Below are 21,991 nucleotides of genomic sequence, written 5' to 3' on the forward strand. Positions count from 1 at the left end.
CGGCACCGGGTCAGCGGAAATCCGCCGGCGCGCCTCATGCGTGGCGCGTACGGCAGCCATGGCAGGCACAGGAGGGTACGGCCCTGACTGCGGATTCTGGTCCGCGGGGGCGGGTCCACACTGCGTAATGCCAGTCTAAGCCCGGGCAGGCACGGTCGTTGCCGGTGTCCGTCTGACACAGCTGTCGGAAGTTGCCGCGCAGGCGCGCGCCGCTATGGCAAGCCCCCACGCCAAAGGCTAGCATAGGAACTTCTCCCGGCAACCCGCCACCTGCAACCCTCGATCGGCCGATTTCGGGCCAGCAACCCGTGCCAGTGACCGCCAGCACTTCGCGGCGCAGCAACGCCGCCTCCTCCAACCACGGCGCCAACCACGCCGCCGGCACCGCGCCGGCCAGCGAACCCGCGCCGCGCCGTGCCGTGCCGTCGCAGGTGTCGCTGCTGTGGGAGAGCACCGCGCCTGCAATGCAGCGCCTGCTGGCGCAGATCGAGCGCGTCGCGCCCACCGATGTCACCATGCTGGCCGTGGGGGAAAGCGGCTCGGGCAAGGAGGTGGTGGCACGCGCGGTGCATGAACGCAGCGCCCGCCGCAACGGCCCCTTCATTGCCGTCAACTGCGGCGCGATCCAGCCCACGCTGATCGAATCCGAACTGTTCGGCCATGAAAAAGGCGGCTTTACCGGCGCCATCGAGCAGAAGGCGGGCTACTTCGAGCAGGCCCAGGGCGGCACGCTGTTTCTCGACGAAGTCACCGAGATGCCGCTGGAGATGCAGATCAAGCTGCTGCGCGTGCTGGAGGGCCGCACCTTCCACCGCGTCGGCGGCGATACGCTGATCGCCACCGACGTGCGCATCCTCGCGGCCACCAACCGCGACCCGGTGGAAGCCGTGCGCGGCGGCCAGCTGCGCGAGGACCTGCTGTACCGGCTGGCGGTGTTCCCCTTGCATATCCCGCCGCTGCGCGAGCGGCCCGACGATATCGTGCCGCTGGCACGCCACTTCCTGGCCGAGTACAACGCCATGGAGCGCACCGACAAGAGCTTCTCGGCAGGTTCGCTGGACCGCCTGGTGCGCTACGACTGGCCCGGCAATGTGCGCGAGCTGAAGAACGCGGTCTACCGCGCCTTTATCCTCGCCGACAAGGTGGTGGAGATCGGCAACCCCAACCTCGCTTCGCAGGCGCCGCGGCCGACCACCGTCGACGGCGTGGTCAACGTGCGCGTCGGCACCACGCTGGCCGACACCCAGCGCGAGATCATCATGGCGACGCTGGCGCGCTTCGACGGCGACAAGCGCCAGGCCGCGCGCGCCCTTGGCATCAGCCTGAAGACCCTCTACAACCGGCTCGACGCCTACCGCTCCTTGTGAGGCGCCGCGGGTCTTGCCGGCACCGGCTCGGCCAGGGCCCGCGACAGGGTCTCGATCGACAGCGGCTTGGTCAGGTGCGCATCGAAGCCGGCCTGCCGGCTGCGGCGCTGGTCCTCGGCGGTGCCGCGCCCCGACAGCGCCAGGAACCGCACCGCTCGACCGCGCAGATCGTTGCGCAGCGCTTCCAGGACTTCATAGCCCGACATGTCGGGCATCTGCAGATCGAGCAGCACGCAGTCGGGCCGGAACGCCGCGGCCACGCCGACCGCCTGCTGGCCGCTGTGCACCGCCTGGGCCTCGTGGCCAAGCAGGGTCAGCAGTTCGGCCATGCTGTCGGCGGAGTCGGCATTGTCATCGACCACCAGCACGCGCCGGCGCGGCGCCCTGCCCCGCGCCAGCGAGGCGGGCTCGGCCGGACGCGCGCTGGCGCGCGGCAGGATCACGGTGAAGGTACTGCCCTTGCCCGCGCCCGCGCTGTCGGCCTGGATCGCGCCGCCATGCGCTTCGAGGATGGCCTTGGCCAGCGCCAGGCCGATGCCCAGCCCGCTGCGGCTGCCGGCATCGCTTTCCTGCGTGAACAGGTTGAAGATCCGGTCCAGTGCCGTGGGTTCCAGCCCGCGGCCGGTATCCGACACCGCGGTGATCACGCGCTCGGCCTCCACGCTGACATGCACGCTGACGGTTCCCCCGCGCGGCGTGTACTTGGCGGCGTTGCTGAGCAGGTTCAGCAGCACCTGCCCGAGCCGCGCGGCATCGGCCCGCACAAACGGCGAGACCTCCGGCAGCGCCACCACCAGTTGCTGGCCTGATGCTTCCAGCGTGGGACGGATCGCTTCCAGGCTGGTGGTGACCACCTCGTTGTATGACGACGGCGTCAGTTCCATCTTGAGCTTGCCGGCGGTCACGCGGCCCACGTCGAGCAGGTCGTTGACCAGCCGCTCCACCTGGCGCAGCTGGCGGTCGATGATCTCGGCGCAGCGGCGCACGCGCGGCCCGGTGTCGGGGGTCAGCACGATCACTTCGACGGCATTGCGCACCGGCGCCAGCGGGTTGCGCAGCTCGTGGGCGAGGATGGCGAGGAAGGACTGCAGGCGGCGATTGCCGGCATCGAGCATTTCCAGCCGCAGCGCATCGCTGAGGTCGCGCGCGGTCCACAGCAGGCCTTCGGGGCAACCGGCCGCGTCGCGCACCAGCACCATGCGCGTGGCGCAGCGCACCACCGAGCCGTCCTTGCGCGCCAGCCGTTCTTCGCCAGCCCACTGGCCGCAGGCCCGTGCCGCCTCCAGCGCGGCCTGCGGGCGGCCCGCGGCGACACCCTGGCGGGTATAGAGCCAGGCCAGCGGCTGGCCCGCTGCCTCTTCGGCGGTATGGCCGGCAAGCGCGCGCGCGCCCGCGTTCCAGCTGCGGATGGTGCCGTCGAGCGAGAGTTCGCAGACCGCGGTGCAGGGCAGGTTGTCGGTCAGCAGGCGCAGCTTGTCGCCGGCCAGGCGCGCGTGGTCGGCGGCGGCCTGCTGCACCGTGGTGTCGCGGCACGACACGATAAAGCCGGCGCCCGATGCCCCCTCGGCAAGCGCGCCTGCTCCGGCTGGCGCAGCGGCGGGCGCGTCGGCGGCGTCGAGGCGCCGCAGCTCGCAGCTGGCGTGCAGCAGGCTGCCGTCGCGGCGCACGCGCCAGCCTTCGTCGCGCGCCTGGCCGGCCTGCGCGGCCGCGTCGAGCCATCGCTGCGGCAGGCCGGCGGCAACGTCCTCGGGACGGTGCAGCCGCGACAGATGGCTGCCGGCGATCTCGGCGGCGCTGTAGCCGAACAGCCGGCGCGCCGGTTCGGGCCACGCCACGATCACGCCGTGCGCGTCGAGCTCGAACACAGCGCAGTCCTGCACCGCGTCGAGCAGACGCCGATACCGTTGCGCCAGTTGCGCAGCATCACCCTCCGTGGGCACGCCGCCAGAGGTTTCCAGGGGAGTCGAGCGAACTTCGGTTGCCGCTTGCAGCCCGGACATGAGCACCTTGGGTAGAGGTTGGATCGACGGCGACCTGGACGGCGCGGCATGCCGCCAGCGGCCCATGTCGCCGCACAGGGCCAAATGCCCGCGAGCGCGGGCATTCCAGTCAATGATAGGCGCTCGCGGCCCATGCGCCACCCGATATGGCGGCGCAGTGTGCGCGGCACCCGTTCTGGAGGAAGGGGATCGACGGCCGGCCGCACGCATGCCGTCTCTGGCAGCGCGCGGCGCGGGCGCCGGTGGGCGCTAGCGGCGGCGCAGCTGGACCATCGCCGCGAGAGCGGCCGAGGCCCCGACCACCAGCGCGGTGGTCAGCATGGGGTAGCGCGCGGTGGTGGTGTACGGGCAGGAATGCAGTGCGGCATGCGTGCCGGTGCGCTCCTGCAGGCCGCTGCCGCTGCCGTAGAGCGCGTTGTCCTCGAGCGGGCCGGCCGGATGGCGGGTCTGCTGGGCGCGGCCCATGAAGCGGCGCATGAAGCGGTCGAAGGTGTGCGGCGCATGGTACGCGGCGGCCGAGAAGGCCTTGGCCGCGGCACCCACGAACAGTTCGCGGCGCGGATTTTCCGCGGCGAACAGGATCGCGTCGGCGGCCAGGGCCGGGTCGTACAGCGGCGGCGGCAGGCGCGGCTCGACGTCGAGGAAGTTCTTGGCGTGCATGGCCAGCGGGGTTTCCAGGCCGGCGGGCTTGATCAGCGTCACGCTGACCGGGGCCTGCTCCTGCTCCAGCTCCAGCCGCAGCGAATCGGTGAAGCCCTTGATCGCATGCTGCGAGGCCGAGTAGGCGCTCTGCAGCGGCATCGGGCCGTCGGCGGCCTCGCTGCCCATGTTGATGATGGCGCCGCCATGCTCGCGCAGGTGCGCCGCGGCCGCCAGCGAGCCATGCACGGTGCCCCAGTAGTTGGTATCGAACAGCCGCCGCTGGTCCTCCAGCGGCACATCGCAATGGCGCCCGAAGATAGTCACGCCGGCGTTGTTGATCCAGGTGTCGAAGCCGCCGAAGCGCTCGATCGCGGCATGCGCCACCTTGCCGATCTCATCGTGCCGGCCGACATCCGCCACCACCGTGATCACTTCGGTGCCCTGCTCGCGCAGCTCTTCCGCCAGCTGGTGCAGCGACCCCTCGCTGCGCGCCACCAGCACCAGGCGTGCGCCCTGCTGCGCCGCCTTGCGCGCGGTGACCAGCCCAACGCCGCTGCTGGCGCCGGTCAGCACAATGACCTGCGAGCTGATTCTCTTCAAGGTGGGTTTCATCTGCCGCTTCCTCCAGGGGGAGGCCCGGCCCGGCGCCGGGCGTATCGGTGGGAAGTCGCAAGGAGCGTTCCCGTCGCGGACCCGCCGTGACCGCGGCGGCGGGGCATGGCGTCCACGGCAGATTTACAACGCCTGGTAAGAACCACATGGCGCCGGGGGCGCATCGCGGCGATGGCCGCTGCCGTTCAGTTCCTGGTGGCCCCGCTACGTGCGGTATGTAGGACGGGCGCCGATTTCAGCGCGGCCATGTGCTGCCTAAGCTGGATGCATCCACGCAACCGGCGACCGCCATGGCCAAGACCACTTCGCAGGACTCGCGCGCGCCGCGCGCCGCTGGCAAGCGTGCGGCGAAGCCTGCCGCCCGGACGGGCAGCAAGCCCGCCAGGACGACCTCGGCTAAGCCCGCCACCAAGCCCGGCACCAAGCGCACCGCAAGCGCCCGCCCCGCGGCGCGCGGCGCGGCATCGGCCCCAGGCACGCCCGTGGCGCTCGAAAAATACCGCCGCATGCGCGACTTCGGCGCCACACCCGAGCCCAGCGGCGCCGCTGACCGCGCCGCACCGCGCAAGCGCGCGGCGGCGTTGTCTTTCGTGATCCAGAAGCATGCGGCACGGCGGCTGCACTACGATTTCCGGCTCGAGCTGGGCGGCACGCTCAAGAGCTGGGCCGTGCCCAAGGGCCCCAGCCTGGACCCCGCCGACAAGCGCATGGCGGTCCATGTGGAAGACCATCCGATGGACTACGCTGGCTTCGAGGGCGTGATTCCCGCCGGGCACTATGGCGCCGGCACGGTGATCGTCTGGGACCGCGGCACCTGGGTTCCGGTGGGCGACCCGGAGGCCGGCTACCGCAGCGGCAAGCTCAAGTTCGAGCTGCGCGGCGAAAAGCTGCACGGGCACTGGACCCTGGTGCGCATGCACGGCAGCCGGCAGAAGGAGCAGGACGCCTGGCTGTTGATCAAGGAACGCGACGACGCCGCGGTGCCGGCGTCGGAGTTCGACGTGGTCGAGGCGTTGCCCGACAGCGTGCTGGGCGGCACCCAGCGCAAGCCCGCGGCCAGGCGCGCCGGCGCCGCCAAGGCGTCCGCGGCAGCCGCGGCGGCCGAAGCCCCTGCACCGGCAGCGCCTGATGCCATCCGCGCGTTGAAGCCGCCGCCCGGCGCAACGCGCGCCGCGCTGCCGCTGGCGCTGGCGCCGCAACTGGCGACGCTGGTCGAGAAACCGCCTCCCGACGCCGCGGCCTGGCGCTACGAGATCAAGTTTGACGGCTACCGGCTGCTGGCGCGTGTCGATGGCAAGGATGTGCGGCTGTTCACGCGCCAGGGCCACGACTGGACCAGCAAGCTGCGCGCGCTGGCCCGTGATGTCGGCGCGCTGGGCCTGCCCGACGGCTGGCTCGACGGCGAGATCGTGGTGCTCGGCAAGCACGGCGAGACCGACTTCCAGGCCTTGCAGAATGCCTTCGATACCTCGCGCGTCGAAGCCATCCAGTACTTTGTCTTCGACCTGCCCTACTTCGCCGGCCATGACCTGCGCAAGGTGCCGCTGGGGCAGCGCCGCGCGCTGCTGCGCCGGATCTTCGAGCACAACGCCTCGCCGCGCCTGCAGTTCAGCGAAGACTTCGAAGCCAGTGCCGGCGACATGCTGGACGCGGCGTGCCGCATGAAGCTGGAAGGCGTGATCGGCAAGCGCGCGGACTCTGGCTACGTCAGCGCGCGCAGCAATACGTGGATCAAGCTCAAATGCACCTTGCGCCAGGAATTCGTGGTGGCGGGCTTCACCGATCCCAAGGGCAGCCGCAATGGCATCGGCTCGCTGCTGCTGGGCGTGCACGACAGCGGCGGGCGCCTGCGCTACGCGGGCAATGTCGGCACCGGCTTCGACACCCGCACGCTCGACGAGCTGCGCGCGCAACTGGATGCGCTGCGTGCCGATGCGTCGCCCTTCCACACGGTGCCGGCTGGCGTGCGCGGGCATTGGGTCAAGCCCAAACTTGTGGCCGAAGTTTCCTTCGGTAGTTGGACCCGCGAAGGCCGGGTGCGCCATGCGGTGTTCCATGGCCTGCGCACCGACAAGCCCGCCGGCGCGGTCTCGGTGGAGCAGCCGGCGGCGCCCGCCGGCAAAGGCAAGGCGGCAGCCACGACGCGGGACCAGCCAGCAAGCAGGCCTGAGTCCAGGTCAAAGGCGGGTGCGGCCAAGCGCCAGACCGCGGTGGGCGGCAAGGTCTCGATCAGCCACGCCGAGCGCGTGATCGACGCCGAGTCGGGCCTGACCAAGGGCGAACTGGTGCGCTACTACGAACGCGCCGCGCCGCTGATGCTGCCGCACCTGCGCGGGCGCCCGATCGCGATGGTGCGCGCGCCCTCGGGGGTGGGCGGCGAGCAGTTCTTCCAGCGCCACAGCGACACGCTGCGCGTGGAGGGCCTCAATGTGCTGGACCCGGGCCTGTGGCCCGGACACCCCGCACTGCTGGAGATCGCCTCGGCCGAGGCGCTGGTCGCGGCGGCGCAGCTCAACGTGGTCGAATTCCACACCTGGAATGCGAGCAAGCGCAGCATCGACCGGCCCAACCGCATCATCTTCGACCTCGACCCCGGCGAGGGCGTACCCTGGGCGCAGGTGCAGGAAGCGGCCGCACTGATGAAGGCGCTGCTGGACGAGCTCGGGCTGGCCAGCTTCCTCAAGACCAGCGGCGGCAAGGGCCTGCACGTGGTGGTGCCGGTGACGCCGCGCGCGGGCTGGGACGAGCTGAAGGATTTCGCGCGCGACGTGGTGCTGCACGCGGCCGCGACGCTGCCGCAGCGCTTCGTCGCCAAGAGTGGCGCGCGCAACCGGATCGGCAAGATTTTCATCGATTACCTGCGCAACGGCATGGGCGCCACCACGGTGGCGGCATTCTCGGCGCGCGCACGGCCCGGGCTGGGGGTATCGATTCCGGTGGCGTGGGAGGAACTGGACGCACTGACCAGCGCCGCGCAGTGGACTGTCGCCAACGTCGAAGCGCGGCTGGACGCGCTCGAAGCGGCCGACCCGTGGGCGGACTACGCCGGCACCCGGCAGGCCATCACGCGCGCCGCGGCACGCCTGGCGCGCGCCGGATAGCCCCCTGCGCCGGGGGCTGTCGTGGCCCCTGGCCGGCGGCACATTTCTTGCCCCTTGGTGACGAGCGTGTCCCGGCGATTTCCATGTTGCGAAGCACGCCAGGACGGCAACACCCCACGGAGACAGACCATGGCCCCACTCAAGATTCTCGCCAACCTGCGCGCCGCCGGCAGCACCGGCGCGGCCTCGCGCAACCGCCGCGGCCTGCGCCGCCTGCTGGTGTCCTGCGCCATGCTGTCCTGCGCGGCCGCACCGGTGCAGGCCAAGCTGCCCCCGCCCACGCCCGAGCAGCAGCAGGCAGCCGAAGCCAAGAAGGCCAAGGAAGCCGAAACTGCCAAGCAACAGGCGGACGCGCTGGCCGTGGTGCAGGACCGCATTGCCGCGCGCTTTGGCAAGGGCACCGATTACAAGGGCTGGACCGAGCCGGGCAAGATTCCGCAGAAGGCCGCCGAAGCGCCTCGCTCCACCGGCCCGCAAGGCGGCACCTCACCCAGCGCCGAGGCCCACAGCGGCGAGGCGGCGCGCCGCTAGCCGCACGCACGCCGGTCCGGACGGCGGCATGCCGCCCGTGCCCGCCCCGCTGTCCGCAACGTTGCCCAGCCGGCACGCGTCTTGCCACTGCGAAGCGGAACGGCCCGCGCAAGACACCGCGGCCACGTTGATCAACAAGGGGGACGGCGATGATCTGGGGGATGGGGGATTGCAGGATTTTCAAAGGCAGTACGGGCCACCGTGGTAATCCTTACACGCGGTGCGCGCGGACCAGCGCGCTTTTACACGGCGCGGGCGCGCGGTGCTGCCCGTCATCGCGCGTTCGCGCCGGTGCGCCGCGCGGGGTGCAGCCATGAAGCCGCAAGCCAACCGCGCCCCGTTGATCCTGAACGTCGAGGATCGCGAAGGACCGCGCTACGTCAAGAGCCGCATCCTGCATCGCGGCGGCTTTTCCGTGATCGAGGCCGTCACCGGCCATTCGGCGTTGTCGCTGGTACGCCAGCACGCGCCGTCGCTGGTGCTGCTGTCGGCCAGGTTGCCGGACATCAGTGGCCTGGAAGTGTGCCGCCTGCTGAAAGAAGATCCTCAGACGGCGCGCACGCTGGTGCTGCTGACCTCGCCCGGGCTGGCCCAGTCGCGCCAGCGGGTGGAGGCGCTGAACTGCGGCGCCGACGGCTACCTGGTGGAACCCGCCGAACCCGAGGAACTGCTGTCCAGCATCCAGGCGCTGCTGCGCCTGCGCGGTGCCGAAGACGCCTTCCACCGTACCTCGCGCGCCCTGCACGAGCATGAAGACATGTTCCGCCAGCTCGCCGAATCGCTGGCCGACGTGGTGTGGATCCTGGATCCGTCGACGCGGCGGCTGCTGTTTGCCAGTTCGTCGCTGGTGACGGTGTGCGGGCACTCCGCTGAGCAGCTGATGGACAACCCGCGCCTGTGCCTGGAGCGCGTGGCCCCGTCCGACCGCGCACGCGTGGAAGCGGCTGTGGAAAGCATGCTGCGCGACGGCAGCATGGACATTGAGTTCGCACTGACCCTGCCCAGCGGCGAGCCGCGCGAAGTCCGCGCGCGCGCCTTCCCCATGCGCAGCCGCGGCGGCGCCGACGACAGCGACGGCGCTGCTGCCGGTGGTCCGCCGCTGCGCATTGCCGGGATCTGCCAGGACGTGACGCTGCAGAACCGCGCCGGGCGCACATTGCGCGACGAGGAACGGCGCAAGGACCAGTTCCTGGCGATGCTGGCGCATGAGCTGCGCAACCCGCTGGCGCCGCTGCGCAGCGCCGCCGACCTGCTGCAGCAGCTCGCGCCCACGCGCGAAGACATGTTCCGCGCGCGCGACATCATTGGACGGCAGGTGCATCACCTGACCCGGCTGGTCGACGAACTGCTCGATATCTCGCGCTTCAACCAGGGCCGCATCACGCTGCGGCAAGACCTGGTGGAGTTGCGCACCGCGCTCAATACCGCGGTGGAAGCGGTGCGTCCGGTGCTGGACGCTTACCGGCACACGCTGCGGCTGTCGCTGCCCGAACAGCCCCTGCCGGTGCGCGGCGACCTGGTGCGCCTGACGCAGATCTTCAGCAACCTGCTGCAGAACGCGGCTGCGTATACCCCGGCCGGCGGCGTGATCTCGGTCGAAGCCGGCTTCGACGACAGCGCGCGGGAGAACGTGCCGGACGCGGTCTCCGGCGGGCAGGTCACGGTACGCGTGCGCGACAACGGCACCGGCCTGTCCGTGGCGCTGCAGCGGCAACTGTTCGATCCGCTGGCCCCGCCCGGCCCGGCCCGCGACAGCGATGCCCCCACCGAGGCGCCGCACAGCGCCTTCCCGCATGACGGGCCGGGCATCGGCCTGACGCTGGTGCAAAAGCTGGTGCAGCTGCACGGCGGCACCATCCGCGCCTTCAGCGCCGGCCCCGGCCAGGGCAGCACCTTCACCGTGACGCTGCCGGTCGAGCCCTGGCAGAACTGGCATCCCGGTTCCGGCAAGGCCGACCCGCGGCGCAACGTGCCGCGCCGCATCCTGGTGGTGGACGACAACGTCGACGCGCTCGAGGCCATGACGATGGCGCTGCAGGCGATGGGGCATACGGTGGTGACCGCGCCCGACGGCCCCAGCGCGCTGGCGCGCGCCAGCGCTGCGCGCCCGGACCTGGTGCTGCTGGACCTCGGCATGCCGGCCATGGACGGCTTCGAAACCGTGCGCCGGCTGCGCGCGCTGCCCGAACTGCGCGGCGCCAGACTGGTCGCGCTGACCGGCTTCGGCCAGCCCGAGGACCGCCGCCGCGCACTGGCCGCGGGCTTCGACCAGCACCTGGTCAAGCCCGCCGACCTGGACGCGCTGACGCGGCTGCTGGATGAGCTGGACCAGGAGCGCGCCTAGCGCCCTGCCAGCGCCGGCCGGAGCCTTCACCCGAGGATTCAACAAGGAGCTATCCGTGCATACCACGCCCGATCCCGACATCCCGCCCCGCGAGCCCGAAGTCCCGCCGCCGGAGCCGCCGCCCGGCCCGCCCCAACCCGTGGAAGACCCGCCTCCGGGCGACATGCCGCCACCGCCGCCGCAACGCGCATGACCGCGGCAAAGGAGCGATCAAGTGCCTCGCACCATCTGGAAAGGCGCCATTGCCTTCGGCCTCGTCAACATCCCCGTGGTCCTGCGCCCCGCCTCGCGCAGCCAGTCGCTCGACCTCGACCTGCTCGACGTGCGCGACATGGCCCCGGTGGGCTACCAGCGCATCAACAAGAGCACCGGCAAGCCGGTCGACAAGGCGCATATCGCCAAGGGCTACCAGTACGCCAAGGACGAGTACGTGCTGCTCAGCGACGAGGACTTCCGCCGGGCCAATGTCGAGGCCACGCAGACCGTGGACATCGTCAGCTTTGTCGATGCCGAGAGCATTCCGCCGTATTACTTCGACACCCCGTACTACCTCGAGCCCGACAAGCGCGGCGAGCGCGGCTATGCGCTGCTGCACGAAACCATGCGCCGCACCGGCAAGGCCGCGCTGGCGCTGGTGGTGCTGCGCGCGCGCCAGCACCTGGCGGCGATGCTGGTGCATGACGATGCGCTGGTGCTGAACACCATGCGCTTCGCCGACGAGGTGCTGCCGATCGCCGAGCTGCGCCTGCCCAAGGTCGCCAGCGGCAAGGCCACCGGGGCGCGCGCGCGCGAGATCGAGATGGCGTCCAAGCTGGTCGAAGACATGACCGAAGACTGGGCCCCGGAGCAATACCGCGACACCTACCGCGACGACCTGATGGCGCGCATCGAGGAAAAGATCGAATCCGGCAAGACCCACCAGCTGACCCCGCCCGCGGAAGAGGAAGAAGCCCCGCGCCAGGGCGCCAAGGTCATCGACATGGTGGCGCTGCTGCGCCAGAGCCTGGGCAAGCGCGGCAAGGGCAAGCAGGAAGAGGAGAGCGAGGCCGAGGCCGAGGCCGAGACGGAAACCGAAGCTGAGCCCGCGCGCCGCAAGCCCTCCGCGCGGCACGCCGCCGCACGCAAGCAACCCGCGGCGAAGCGCGCCAGCGCGACGCCGGCCAAGCGCACGCGCAGTACAAAGTCAAAGACCGCTGGCACCAAGCGCGCCGCCAAGAGCGCATCGCACGCACCAGCCGCGCGCAAGAGCGCCGGCACGACGAGCAGGAAGCGCGCGGCCTGATCCGTTTCTGCGGGGACTCAAACGTGCCGCTTGGGTACTCCCTCTCCTGCCCGCGGGAGAGGGGCCGGGGTGAGGGCCAGCGTATCAACAAAGTTCAACCCGTCGAGCTTCCACCGCCCCCCTCACCGCGTCGACACCCTCAAATTATCATTCACCGACGTCACTCCCTCGACGCTGCGAATCGTCTTCAACGCCAGGTCGTGCTGCTGCTGCGTCGGCACGGTGCCGCTGACCTCCACCGCACCCTGCTGCGTCGTCACATGAATGCCGGTGGACTTGAGGTCCTTGGTGCCGAGCAGCCGGGTCTTGATCTTGGTGGTGATGGCGCTGTCCTCGACGCTGCGCTTGGCCTGATCGACGCCCGTCACCGCGCTGCTGTCCGGATCGGGCCGCCCGGGCATGCCCGGCGCCGAGTTGACCGGCGCCACCGGCGCATTGTCGGTCGCAATGAAGATCAACCCGCTCTTGTCGAGCGCCAGCGCGCTACCGGCAGCCGTCGCCAGCGCCGCGGCGCAGGCCATGCACACGGTGCGCGCGGTGGTTCGTGGAATTCGCATGGCTTCCTCCTTGACGGTCCAGCGCACGCCGCTGCCGGGCTGGCACGCGGCGCCACTGGCAAGGCATTTTTCAGCAAGCTCCATACCCACCATGGCGGGCCGGGCGGTGCCTGCGGCAGCGGGCCGGATGCTGTGTAAAACGGGCCACGCGTTGTAAAAGCGCCGCGGCGCGCGCGTGGCGCATCGCTCGCATCGCGCCGGCCCAGGCGGCGTGGCGGCGCTGTCGTGCTTGGCATGGCGATTGCGAAGCAAGGTCTGCGGCAGTTCGCCGCGTCAAGGAGCTAGCAATGGGACAGCAGCAACAGCCGGGTCAATCGCAGTCGGGCCAATCGCAATCGGGCCAGAAGCAGCAGGAACAATCGCAAACTGGCCAACGCGGCAGCCAGCAGCAACCTGGACAACAAGGCGGCGGGCAGATGGGTGACAAGGACCGCATGCAGGACCAACAGCAGCAGCAGGACCGCGGCAGCTCGCAGCCTGGCCAGCAAGGCGGCCAACGCAGCGGCCAGCAAAGCGGTCAGGGCGGGCAAGGTGGTCAGCAGGGCGGGCAAGGCGGACAAGGCGGACAACGCCAGCAATAACCCCAGCCGCTACAACGAGGCAGCTATCCGGGTATGTGCGTGAGCAACATGCGGTGCTGACGCAGGGGCATACGCCGGAGATTGGCAGGCCGGAACCCTGAACGGGGCTCCGGCCCTTTTTACGCCAAGGGCACGGTGAAGGGCTCACGCGCAGGTCGCCGCCATCCCGTGTATGCTGGCCCTGATTCAACCCCCCTAGCCTTCCAGGCAGTTCCCGCTGTGTCCAGCGTCACCGACCCCGCCCCGGGCAGCCCCACGCCGCAGCGCCGCGGCCCGCTGCATCAGCTCTCCACGAAGCTGCGTGAACAGGCCGGTGCGCACGTGCGCGCGCTGACCCGCAGCAACTCCGGCCTGCGCCTGGACTACGACAACCCGCCGGGCGACCCCGGCCTGTTCGGCCCGGAAGCGGTCTGCTGGCGCGTGCATGCGGATTTCCCGGCGATGCTGGCCGGCGGCGTCAGCGCGTTGCTGTTGCAGACGCTGCATCCGCTGGCATTGGCCGGGGTATGGGACCACTCCAGCTTCCGCACCGACATGCAAGGGCGCCTGGGCCGGACCGCGCAATTCATCGCCGGCACCACCTATGGCAGCCGCGCCGACGCGATGGCGCTGATCGAACGCGTGCGGCGCATCCATACCGGCGTGTCCGGCGTGGCGCCGGACGGGCGGCCCTACGCGGCGTCGGACCCGGCGTTGCTGACCTGGGTGCATGTGGCCGAGGTCTCGAGCTTCCTGGCGGGCTACCTGCGCTATGTCGGCCCGCTCGGTGCTGCCGAGCAGGATCGCTATTACGCCGAGGTGGCCCGCATCGCGCAGTTGCTGGGCGCGGCCGACGTGCCGCGCTCGCGCGCCGAAGTGGACGCCTATCTCGAATCCATGCGGCCCGCGCTGCTGGCCAGCGAGCGCACCCGCGAAGTGGTGCGTCTGGTCAGGAAGCTGCAGGTGGCCAATCCCTTGCTGCAGCCAGCGGTCAGCATCATGGCCGACGCGGGCATCGCGTTGCTGCCGCCCTGGGCGCGCCGTCAGCTCGACCTGGACGGACCCTCGATCCGCCGCTCCGCGGCACTGGCCGGCATGCATGTGCTGGCGCCGGCACTGCGCTGGGCGCTGGGCGCGGGCCTGGCCGCACGAGCCCGGCGGCGCGTGGCGCGCGGCATGGACGCTCAGACGGGCTAAGAGTGATGGAGGTCGGGCGGGCCGCGAACGGCGTGCGCGCGCCCGACACCGGCCGATCAGCGCACGCTTCTTGACGGCAAAACGGAATTAGCGCCGCAATCCCCCGCATTTCAGGGAATTGGGTGCAGGCGAAGTGGCGTTAAATGTGGCTCGGCATTCCGAACGGCCGGTCGGGTTATTCGACCGTCCGGCCACAGCGCCGCAGAGCGCGATTCAAACGACGCGGGCAAAAAAGAAGCCCACGCGCGGGGTGCTCGTAGGCTTTCCAGGACTGCTCGAGCCAAACAGCTCTTGTTACGAATATAAACGCGCTTACATGAGGTGTAAATCCCGCTTCTATCAGGGGATTCCCCTAGCCCAAAACTCGCGCTTTTGCGTATTTCTGGCACTTCTGCCCCTGAAATCATTTTCAGGCTACTTCTTACAGAGGCTGGCAAATCCCTGCCAGCCCAATCCCCGCCTGGCCTTGGCGGCTCGGGGCGCGCTTTCCCACGCCCCTCCGTGGCACACGGCCCTACCTCAATTGGCAAGCAAAAAGCAATCGATTCAGTAGAGCGTTGCCTCTAGACGACGAGCGGCGCGGCCCTCCGTCTACGCTTGTAAAACTTTGTTACTCTCACCCCTGAAGTATTCCCCTTCTCTTCTGGCAGCGCCGACCGCCGGGCATTGCGCGACATTCCGGGGTCCGCCCCCGCGGCCGGGTCCCGGCGCAATCCAGGCGGCCAGTCCGGTCGCCGTTACCGAGAGCGGATGTTTCCCCTGCCGCCCAGGCCGTGCCGCACCCCAAGGCGCCGGCCAACGGACCGTTATCAGCCGCCAGAACCCTTGCGGGCTCTTCCGGAGTCGTTGTGAAGAAGAAGGAAACCCGGCCCAAGCAGCCCAGCCGACGGCAACTGCAGTCCCAGCAATTCGCCGCGCACCGCATCACCCAGTCCCCGGTGATCGTGCACTTGTCCAACGGCGCCCGGCTGCACGGGCTGGTGCTGGCCGCCGACGATTTCGTACTGCTGCTCGGCCGGGGGCCCGACGACATCCAGCCCACCGTGGTCTACAAGCGCGCCATCTGCCTGGTCACGCCGGCCGGCGCGCCGGAGGTGGTGAGTGTCGAGCCGGAAACGGTGGCCGCTCCGGATTTCGTGCCGCTCTATATTCCGCGCACGCGCAAGCGCCGCTAGGCCAGCGCACGGCCCGACCCCCAATCCCACCCTCGCCCCACGTCGCCGTATGGCGCCGCCCCCGCCCTGCCGGCACCCCGCGGAACTATCGCGGAGATCACACTAAACCTTTGCCTTGCCCGGTCGATAACCCAAGCAACGGAGGCACTCTACGCCCTGCAAAGCAGGCCGCCAACGTTACGGCACTAGCCGGAATGCCCAAAACTTTGCATATAGGAGTCGTACCATGGCGCAAGTCATTAACACCAATTCGTTGTCTCTGATGACTCAGAACAACATGAACGCTTCGCAATCGTCGCTGAACACGGCGATCCAGCGCCTGTCGTCGGGCCTGCGCATCAACAGCGCCAAGGACGACGCCGCCGGCCAGGCCATTGCGAACCGCTTCACCGCCAACATCCGCGGCCTGACGCAAGCCCAGCGCAACGCCAACGACGGCATCTCGCTAGCGCAGACCACCGAAGGCGCGCTGACCGAAGTCAACAACAACCTGCAGCGTATCCGTGAACTGAGCGTCCAGGCCGCCAACGGCTCGAACTCGGCTTCGGACCTGAAGTCGATCCAGGACGAAATCTCGCAGCGCCTGTCGGAAATCGACCGCACCTCGCAGCAGACCGACTTCAACGGCGTGAAGGTGCTGTCGTCCAGCGCCAAGCCGCTGACGGTCCAGGTTGGTGCCAACGACGGTGAGACCATCACCATCGACCTGAAACAAATCGACTCCACCACTCTGGGCCTGACTGGTTTCACTGTGGCAAAGAGTAGCCTGAACGTTAGCGATGCCATTACGACGGTGGCTGCCGGCGGTGCTGCTGCTGCAGTCAATGTCGACCTCGATGCAGCCGCCTCGACCCTTGGCGTGGACGCCGGCAGCTTGTCTCTGCACAACGTCAACGGCACGGGCAACTACGTAGTCAAGAGCGGCAACGACTACTATGCGGCTTCCGTAGATGCCACCACTGGCAACGTGCAACTGAACACGGTGGACATCACCGTTGCCGACGCGGCCAACGGCAACGCCGCCGGTTCCGCTGTAACCGACATGCTGGTCAAGGTCGGCGCCGACACGACCGGTGTCGCCACCGGCTATATTACTGTTCAAAACAAGAACTACGCCGTCGCCAACACCGCATTGGCAGACGGGGGCGCCGGCGGGACGCTCAACGACGCCCAGACGGGTACGACCATCAACCTGAGCCAGAACGGCGGCACGGCAGCCACGGCCGAGTTCACCGGTGTTGCCACTGCCACCCCGCTGGCCAAGCTGGACGCTGCGTTGAAGGTGGTCGACGATCTGCGTAGTTCCTTGGGTGCCGTGCAGAACCGTTTCGATTCGACGATCTCGAATCTGGGCACCACGATCACCAACCTGTCCTCGTCGCGTTCGCGCATCCAGGACGCAGACTACGCCACGGAAGTGTCGAACATGACCCGCGCGCAGATCCTGCAACAGGCTGGCACCTCGGTCCTGTCGCAAGCCAACCAGACCACGCAGAGCGTGCTGTCGCTGCTGCGTTAATCGCATCCGCAGACTGGCATACGAGGCTGGGCCGCAAGGCCCGGCCTTTTTGCCAGGCAGCCGGAACGCGCTGGAGCGTTTCGCAGGCAGACCGCTGCCTGCCAAGCGTTTCAACCTGAACCCGCCACACGCCAACGGAGCCGAGCATGGCGCTTCCCCCTACCGTGAAACCGGCCGCAGTGCGCCTGCCATCCGATGTGCCGGCCCCCGGCACGATGGCGCCCCCCGCACGCGCCGGCTTGCGCGCGCCGGAGAAAGACACCGCGCGCGCCCCGGCGCAGGCCGTCGCCGCGTCCGCCGCGATCGGCGAGCTGGTGGATGCGTTCAAGACCACCTCGATCGGCCTGCGCTTCGAGATCGACGAGGCCACGCACCGTGTCGTCACCAAGGTGATCGACAAGGAGACCGGCGACCTGATCCGGCAGATGCCCACCGAAGAGGTGCTGCGCATCGCCCGCGCCATCGACAAGCTGCAGGGGCTGTTCGTCAGCCAGGCGGCCTGAAACCTGATCACCAGTTGAAGACGAGACAATAAGAAATGGCAACGATCTCCTCCATCGGCATCGGCTCCAACCTCGAGCTGAGCACCCTGCTGGACCAGCTGCAGAAGGCCGAGCAGGCACCCCTCGAGGCCATCAACACGCAGGCCAAGAGCTACCAGACCAGGCTGTCCGCCTACAGCCAGGTGCAGAGCGTGCTGGACGCCTACAAGGCCGCGGCCACGAAGCTGTCCAGCGCCGCCACTTTTGGCGCGGTCAAGGCCTCGGTCGGCACGCCGGACGTGATGTCGGTGACCACCGCGGCCAATGCCGTGCCCGGCAACTACACCATCACCGTCAACACGCTGGCCACTGCGCAATCGCTGGTCAGCGGCAACGTGGCCGACCAGAAGGCTGCGATCGGCGGCGGCGAACTGGTGTTCGACTTCGGCGAAGCGCTGGCCACCGGCGGCGCGCCCGCCAGCACCAAGAAGGTCACCATCCCGGCGGGCTCGTCGCTCGAAGGCATGCGCGATGCCATCAACAAGGCCGGCATCGGCGTGACCGCCAGCATCGTCAATGACGGCAGCGCCAGCCCCTATCGCCTGGTGCTGACCTCGGACAAGACCGGCACGCAGGCCACCATGCGCGTGTCGTCGACGGACCCGGCGCTGAACAACGTGGTTGCCTTCGACCCGGCCGCGGCGCCCGCCGCCAACAAGATGGAACAGAAGGTCCCGCCCGCCAACGCGACGCTGAAGATCAACGGCATCGACGTGGTCAGCCAGAGCAATGCGGTGGTGGATGCCGCCCAGGGCGTGACCATGAACCTGTCCAAGACCGGCACCACCTCGCTGGTGGTGACGCGCGACAACGACGCGATCAAGGCCTCGATCCAGGCCTTCGTCACCGCGTACAACAACATCCAGAGCACCGCCAAGTCGCTGACGGCGTTCGATGCCAAGGCCGGCACGTCGGCCGCGCTGACCGGCGACGGCACGCTGCGCTCGATCCAGTCGAGCCTGCGTTCGATGCTGGGCGGCGCCATGGACGACGGCAACGGCGGCACCATCACGCTGATCGACGTCGGCATCACGTTCCAGAAAGACGGCACCATGAAGCTGGACGATGCCAAGCTGACCAAGGCGCTGAACGACAACCTCGGCGGGGTCACGTCGCTGTTCTCCAGCACCACCGGCGACGGCGGCATCGGCAAGCGCGCCACTACCTATATCGAAGGCCTGAGCAAGACCGATGGCGCGCTGAAGGTGGCGCAGGACGGCATCACCAAGACGCTGGAGGACCTGGAGGACGACTATGACCGCGTCCAGGACCGCGTCACCGCCACCATCGACCGCTACAAGGCCCAGTTCACGCAGCTGGACCTGGTGGTGGCGCAGATGAACCGCACCAGCAGCTACCTGACGCAGCAGTTCAACGCGCTCAACAACAGCATCAAGAAGTAACCCGCCACATCCCACCGCCACGAGGAACCCAGCCATGTTCGCCCGCGCATCCGCCAACGCCTACGCCCAGGTCGGCGTCCAGACCGGTGCCATGAGCGCCAGCCCGCACAAGCTGATCGCCATGCTGTACGACGGCGCGCGCGCCGCGATCGCGCGGGCCAGGTTCCACCTGGAAGGCGGCAACATCGCCGAGCGCGGCAATGCCATCTCCAAGGCCATCGACATCATCGACAACGGCCTGCGCGCCGTGCTCGACCACGACGCCGGCGGCGAGATCTCGGCCAACCTCGAAGCGCTGTACGAATACATGGTGCGCCGGCTGATGCTGGCCAACCTGCGCAGCGACGCGGCGCTGCTGAGCGAGGTCGACGCGTTGCTGGAAAGCCTGGCCTCGGCCTGGGCGCAGATCGATGACGCGGCCGCCGGGGCCGAGCGGCAACCCGCCTTACAGGACAACTGACATGGCCTTCCCTCCAGTGTTTTCGCCGATCGTGGCCTGCTACGAGGAAATCCTCACCCTGTCCGCGCGCATGCACGAGGCGGCGCAGGGTGCCGACTGGGACACGGTCACCACCTTGCAGCAAGCCTACCTGGCCCAGGTGGAGCGCCTGCGCCTGCTCGACCACGACGCCCCCTTCTCCGATGCCGAGCGCATGCGGCGCTACCAGCTGCTGGACCGCATCCTGACCTACGACGCCCGCATCCGCGACCTGGCGCTGCCGCAGCTCAAGCGACTCGGCGACATGCTGACCAGCTCGCGCCGGCAATTCGAGCTGAGCGCCGCCTATGGTGCGACGGCAGGGGCCACGTCGGGCGCCACCACCTGAGGCGGCCTGGGCGCCGCTCCCCTCTTCCACCGGCAGGCTGCACCGGCCGCCGTCCCTGATCCATGCGACCCGTATGACCGGCATCCACCTGCCGCCAGGCCTGGCACCCGGTCAGGCCCCCGACCCCCAGACCCTGCGCACCGCCATCGCCCTCGACCAGGTCGCGGCCTTGCAGCCGGTGGCCGAGGCGACCGAGTCCAACGTCCAGAACGCCACCGGCCAGGCCATCCGCCACAGCGCGCTGGCAAGCGGCCCCAATGCCCTGGCCGGCCAGGGCGCCCTGCTGCCGGGCGCGTCGACGCAGGAATCGCTGAGTGCGGCGGCGCGGGCCATCCTGGCCGTGTTGGACGGTGCCGAGGCCCAGCCGGTGCGCAGTGCCGCCTCGCTGCTGCCGGCGGCGCCCACCGCAGCGTCGGCGCAGGCTACCGCCGCGGCGCTGGCCAATGCGGTCGGCCAGAGCGGCCTGTTCTATGAATCGCACCTGGCGCAGTGGGTGACCGGCGCGCGTGGGCTTGCCAGCCTGCGCCAGGAGCCGCAGGCGCAGGTTCCGCTGCCGGGCCGGCCCGCTGTCCCGGCCGGCGCAAGCCACGGCGCCGCTGCCACGCCGCCATCGCTGCAGCTGGCCTATGCCGGGAGCGGTGCAGGGGCGGAACCGGCGCGGCCGCCCATGCCATCCATGCCGCCGCTGCTGCCGGCCTCGCAGGTGCTGGCCGAAGCGCTGGCCTCGGCCGGCAATCCGCGCGTGGCCCACAGCCATGCGGCGGCCGAGCAGGCGTTGCGCCAAGGCACCGCGACCACGGCCGCCTACAGCCGCGGCGCCGCTGCCGAACCGGCCGCGCAGCGCCCCTCGGCGGCAACGCTGGCCACGCAGGCCTACCAATCGACGGCCGAGGCTGGCGCGCGCCTGGCGGCGCTGGACAGCCTGGCCAGCCAACCCGCGCGCGCATCGGATGGCGGTGTGCGGTCCGCTCCGGCCGATGCCAGCCGGCCACCGGCGGCCGCCAGCCCGGCCATCCATCCCGCCACCGAAGGCGTGGTCCGCCAGCAGCTGGAGTTGCTCGCCACGCAGCAGTTCCGCTTTGCCGGCGAAGCCTGGCCCGGCGTGCCGATCGAATGGGAACTGCTGCGCGCGGAGGCGGACGCCACGGCCACCCATGGCGAAGCCGCGCGGCCGTGGTCGAGCCGCCTGCGGCTGCAGCTGCCGAACCTGGGCGTGGTCGAAGCGGTGCTGACGCTGGGCCCCGCCGGTCTCGACGCCCGCGTGGCCACGCCCGAAACCGACGTGGCTGCGCGCTTCATCGCGGCGCGGCCGCAGTTGCGCAGCCAGCTCGAGGCCCATGGCATCGCGGTGCAGCGCCTGAGCGTGCAGACGCAGGACAGCCTGGCGCAAGGCGGGACGCAATGAGCGACGCAGCACAAGAACGCGGGGCAGCGATCGCGCTGTCGTACCAGCATATCGACAAGGCGCCGAGCGTGGTCGCCAAGGGCTATGGCGTGGTCGCCGAAGCCATCATCGCCCGCGCGCGCGAGGCTGGCGTCTACGTCCACGACTCGCCGACGCTGGTGAACCTGCTGATGCAGGTCGACCTCGACAGCCACGTGCCGCCGCAACTCTACGTGGCGGTGGCCGAGCTGCTGGCGTGGATCTATCGACTGGAATCCGGCCTGGATCCCGACGCGCCGGGCCCGGCCTGAGCGCCGGCCCGACGGCAAAAGCCCCCGGCCGCTTGCGCGCGCCAGGGGCTTTCCATTCCGGGCAAGGCATCCGCCTTACACCGGCATATTCATCATCTCCTGGTAAGCCGCCACCAGCCGGTTGCGCACCTGCACCCCGGTCTGGAACGACACGTTGGCCTTCTGCAGGTCGATCATCACGTCATTGAGCGCCACGCCGGGCTTGCCCAGTTCAAACGCCTCGGCCTGGCCGTAGGCGCGCTCCTGCGCGGCGTTGATGCGGCCGAGCGAGCGCTGCAGCTCGCCGGCGAAACCGCCGCCGACCGGCGCCGCGGCCTGCCCGGCGGAGTTGCCGGAGGCAACCTGGGACATCCCGCGCAGTTGCTGCAGCATGCCCTCGATGGAAGAGATAGTGGTCATGGGTCGTGATCGGCCGGATGTCCGGCCCGGTTGGTCGTAGGGCGCGCCGTTGGCGCCGGTTGGCCGGTTCCCGGCCTGCCACAGGCCCGCGCCAGGCGGATCCGCAGCCAGTTTCAGCCCTCGCAGCGTACCCGCCGCCACCCGCGCCCGATGGACCGAAATCGGCCGGAAAACCCGGTCTATTCACCGGATTGTCTCGCTCAAGTCTGGCCGATCATTGCCACCGTGCCGGAAGAGC

19 protein-coding genes are annotated in these 21,991 nt (G+C 69.7%); 14 read left to right on the forward strand and 5 right to left on the reverse strand.

Annotated features, from left to right (window positions below):
* The first annotated feature begins 308 nt into the window (after positions 1-308).
* Positions 309-1,367, forward strand: a complete 1,059-nt coding sequence (locus tag MKD38_RS05640) for a sigma-54 interaction domain-containing protein (RefSeq protein WP_252675131.1) — start codon at positions 309-311, stop codon at positions 1,365-1,367.
* On the opposite strand, the gene MKD38_RS05645 is transcribed toward MKD38_RS05640, so the two are convergent.
* Both MKD38_RS05645 and MKD38_RS05650 read right to left on the reverse strand, forming a co-directional pair.
* Positions 1,352-3,307, reverse strand: coding sequence for a hybrid sensor histidine kinase/response regulator (locus MKD38_RS05645; RefSeq protein WP_252675132.1), 1,956 nt, complete (start codon positions 3,305-3,307; stop codon positions 1,352-1,354). The genes MKD38_RS05640 and MKD38_RS05645 overlap by 16 nt on opposite strands.
* A 309-nt stretch (positions 3,308-3,616) precedes the next feature.
* The gene (locus MKD38_RS05650; protein ID WP_252675137.1) at positions 3,617-4,621 is read right to left on the reverse strand and encodes an SDR family oxidoreductase; all 1,005 of its coding nucleotides are present in this window, start codon (positions 4,619-4,621) and stop codon (positions 3,617-3,619) included.
* A 290-nt stretch (positions 4,622-4,911) separates the two neighbouring features.
* Between MKD38_RS05650 and ligD the strand changes: the two genes are divergently transcribed.
* The 4 genes from ligD (at position 4,912) to ku (ending at position 11,879) form a co-directional block, all read left to right on the forward strand.
* Entirely contained in the window at positions 4,912-7,722 is a 2,811-nt protein-coding gene (gene ligD, locus MKD38_RS05655) for a DNA ligase D (protein WP_252675139.1), read from the forward strand.
* A gap of 129 nt (positions 7,723-7,851) precedes the next feature.
* Positions 7,852-8,253 carry a hypothetical protein gene (locus tag MKD38_RS05660; protein WP_252675141.1) on the forward strand — a complete coding sequence of 134 codons (402 nt, stop codon included), beginning with the start codon at positions 7,852-7,854 and terminating at the stop codon, positions 8,251-8,253.
* 313 nt (positions 8,254-8,566) lie between these two features.
* Positions 8,567-10,597 (forward strand): hybrid sensor histidine kinase/response regulator, encoded by a 2,031-nt coding sequence (locus tag MKD38_RS05665; protein ID WP_252675143.1) that lies wholly within the window; start codon positions 8,567-8,569, stop codon positions 10,595-10,597.
* Positions 10,598-10,811: 214 nt separating this feature from the next.
* Complete coding sequence (gene ku / locus MKD38_RS05670; protein ID WP_252675145.1) at positions 10,812-11,879, forward strand: non-homologous end joining protein Ku; 1,068 nt, start codon at positions 10,812-10,814, stop codon at positions 11,877-11,879.
* Positions 11,880-12,001: 122 nt separating this feature from the next.
* Here the strand turns inward: ku and MKD38_RS05675 are convergent, their stop codons facing one another.
* Entirely contained in the window at positions 12,002-12,688 is a 687-nt protein-coding gene (locus tag MKD38_RS05675; RefSeq protein WP_252675147.1) for a BON domain-containing protein, read from the reverse strand.
* A gap of 29 nt (positions 12,689-12,717) precedes the next feature.
* Entirely contained in the window at positions 12,718-12,996 is a 279-nt protein-coding gene (locus tag MKD38_RS05680; protein WP_252675148.1) for a hypothetical protein, read from the reverse strand.
* A 240-nt stretch (positions 12,997-13,236) separates the two neighbouring features.
* Between MKD38_RS05680 and MKD38_RS05685 the strand changes: the two genes are divergently transcribed.
* The 9 genes from MKD38_RS05685 to MKD38_RS05725 all read left to right on the forward strand — a co-directional run bounded on the left by MKD38_RS05685 (position 13,237) and on the right by MKD38_RS05725 (position 21,354).
* Complete coding sequence (locus MKD38_RS05685; RefSeq protein WP_252675155.1) at positions 13,237-14,193, forward strand: oxygenase MpaB family protein; 957 nt, start codon at positions 13,237-13,239, stop codon at positions 14,191-14,193.
* An 848-nt stretch (positions 14,194-15,041) separates the two neighbouring features.
* The gene (locus MKD38_RS05690) at positions 15,042-15,368 is read left to right on the forward strand and encodes an RNA chaperone Hfq (protein ID WP_252675156.1); all 327 of its coding nucleotides are present in this window, start codon (positions 15,042-15,044) and stop codon (positions 15,366-15,368) included.
* A gap of 226 nt (positions 15,369-15,594) precedes the next feature.
* Entirely contained in the window at positions 15,595-16,887 is a 1,293-nt protein-coding gene (locus MKD38_RS05695; RefSeq protein ID WP_252675163.1) for a FliC/FljB family flagellin, read from the forward strand.
* A gap of 146 nt (positions 16,888-17,033) precedes the next feature.
* A complete protein-coding gene (locus MKD38_RS05700; protein WP_252675164.1) occupies positions 17,034-17,390 on the forward strand; it encodes a flagellar protein FlaG in 357 nt (118 codons plus the stop codon).
* A gap of 35 nt (positions 17,391-17,425) precedes the next feature.
* A complete protein-coding gene (gene fliD, locus MKD38_RS05705) occupies positions 17,426-18,832 on the forward strand; it encodes a flagellar filament capping protein FliD (protein WP_252675165.1) in 1,407 nt (468 codons plus the stop codon).
* 34 nt (positions 18,833-18,866) lie between these two features.
* Complete coding sequence (gene fliS / locus MKD38_RS05710) at positions 18,867-19,292, forward strand: flagellar export chaperone FliS (RefSeq protein WP_115702278.1); 426 nt, start codon at positions 18,867-18,869, stop codon at positions 19,290-19,292.
* 1 nt (position 19,293) lies between these two features.
* Positions 19,294-19,659, forward strand: a complete 366-nt coding sequence (locus MKD38_RS05715; RefSeq protein WP_252675166.1) for a flagellar protein FliT — start codon at positions 19,294-19,296, stop codon at positions 19,657-19,659.
* A 73-nt stretch (positions 19,660-19,732) separates the two neighbouring features.
* Positions 19,733-21,064 carry a flagellar hook-length control protein FliK gene (gene fliK, locus MKD38_RS05720; protein ID WP_252675167.1) on the forward strand — a complete coding sequence of 444 codons (1,332 nt, stop codon included), beginning with the start codon at positions 19,733-19,735 and terminating at the stop codon, positions 21,062-21,064.
* Entirely contained in the window at positions 21,061-21,354 is a 294-nt protein-coding gene (locus MKD38_RS05725; protein ID WP_252675168.1) for an EscU/YscU/HrcU family type III secretion system export apparatus switch protein, read from the forward strand. The genes fliK and MKD38_RS05725 overlap by 4 nt, the downstream gene beginning before the upstream one ends.
* Before the next feature lie 75 nt (positions 21,355-21,429).
* Here MKD38_RS05725 and fliE read toward each other — a convergent pair whose 3' ends face one another.
* On the reverse strand, positions 21,430-21,753 hold the full coding sequence (gene fliE, locus MKD38_RS05730; RefSeq protein WP_115702286.1) for a flagellar hook-basal body complex protein FliE: 324 nt from the start codon (positions 21,751-21,753) through the stop codon (positions 21,430-21,432).
* Positions 21,754-21,991: the final 238 nt, after the last annotated feature.

The organism is Cupriavidus sp. WGlv3 (assembly GCF_023952475.1).
In the GTDB taxonomy this organism is placed as follows: Bacteria; Pseudomonadota; Gammaproteobacteria; order Burkholderiales; family Burkholderiaceae; genus Cupriavidus; species Cupriavidus phytorum.